Origin of the sequence: Micromonospora sp. H61, from assembly GCF_018070325.1 — a bacterium.
In the GTDB taxonomy this organism is placed as follows: domain Bacteria; phylum Actinomycetota; class Actinomycetes; order Mycobacteriales; family Micromonosporaceae; genus Micromonospora; species Micromonospora salmantinae.
Window position 1 is genome coordinate 1 of record NZ_JAGPXY010000212.1, and the last position, 1,501, is coordinate 1,501.

Genomic DNA, 1,501 nt, shown 5'->3' on the forward strand with positions numbered 1-1,501 from the left:
GTCGTGCAGATGTTCCTCGTCGGCCCAGCGCTTGAGCTCGTACAGTGGCGCTGGGTCGTGGTGACGTAGCACGATCTTGACCATCATCTCGGCAACCTGGTTGCCAAGGTCCTGCGCCTCCTGTCGGCTACCGCCGACGGCGAGCCCGACGGCCCAGCTCCACAGCCCCGTCCGGAAGCGGGTCTCCCGGTCGCCGAATAGGAAAGACAGCGTGGCTTCGGCGTAGCCTGGCTTACGGAATCGCAGTAGACCATCCTCTATATCGGCGTCAACGGCTTCCTTTAGAGCGTGTAGCCCTGCTGCGGCGAGCCCCTCTGCCCGATATCCCGGCAGCCCACTTACCTTCTTTCCCAGCTCGTCGAGGACGTCGAGGATCTGGTGTGCAGGTCGGCCCTCCAGCATGGCGGCTGCCGTAAGGAAGAGGCGCTCCCGCAGTCCGTTCTGCTTATCGTCGAACCAGGAGCCGAGAACCTCACGCCATCCCCGGTAGGCGCCCAACGCGTCAGTTACCAACTGGTCGACGCTGATGTCCGCACGTGCCCCCAGCACGTCCTCGAGGATCCATGCAAAGCGGGCCGCGTCGGCCACCGAGGCGCGATCCAGCAGGTCGGCGACCTTAGGATGAGCGAGCACGGCGTCGACATCGACTGCCTTGTTGACGGGATGGTGTCGCAACACCTCGGCTCCGGAGGGCGGGATGGCCTCGAGGACGTGCGGGCCGCCGAAGCCGCCGGCGGCCCGCCAGACATCGGCTGTGGCGGTGACGAGCAGATGAGCGTCGAGCTCCGACAGTGCCACAGCGTGGCCCCGGATCTCCTCGGCGACGTGTGGCCCGATGAGGCCTGGCTGGCGAGGCAGCCGCAGCAGGTAGATGACACCCCGCTCGGCCGGGAGGTCGGCACCCGTGAAGCGGCCGGTCTGCTCCTCGTCGATGCGGATCCGCTCGAGCCGCCGGCCCTGCTCGCTGGACTCTTTCAGTAGCGCCTCGGCTGCCGTGCCCACACCCGACCCATGCTCGCCCACCACCACGACAAAAGGTAACCTAGCGAGCAGGGCCGCAGCGCCCGCCCGGTCCAGTTCTGGTCCGGCGGACGGCCGGTACGTGCGGGGTGCAAACCGCTCGAGCACCTCCTCGATTCGGCCACGGTCCAGCCTTTGCGCCACGATGAGCCGGCTGAGCAAGCGTGTCTCGTGCCTGTGGGTATGCATGCCGCCGTAGTTGATGCCTGCATACTGCCCGTAATTGGTGAGTGCCGCCGTCTCGCTCATCGCGTTGTCCCTCCGCTTTGGCGCATGCCGCCGTGATTGATTTGGGCCGCCTGCCCGTAGTTGGTGCCGAGGAACGGCATGGGCCGGACCATCGCGGCATCGTGCGTCGGGTCATCGGGCTGAGGGGAGCTACTGGGGAATGCGCGGCCGGGCTGCGCCGGCAGGTGGAGCCAGGCCGGCTGGTCAAAGCCCTTGCCGGCGACCCGGGCCGTGACGGAGACAAAATTGTCGG

1 protein-coding gene and 1 pseudogene are annotated in these 1,501 nt (G+C 67.2%); both read right to left on the minus strand.

Annotated elements, in window-relative coordinates:
- Positions 1–1,269, minus strand: a pseudogene (locus KBX08_RS33205) (hypothetical protein); the annotation flags it as partial.
- The coding region (locus tag KBX08_RS33210; RefSeq protein WP_374101984.1) for a hypothetical protein at positions 1,266–1,501 on the minus strand (236 nt) is incomplete at its 5' end. The pseudogene KBX08_RS33205 and the gene KBX08_RS33210, both read right to left, overlap by 4 nt.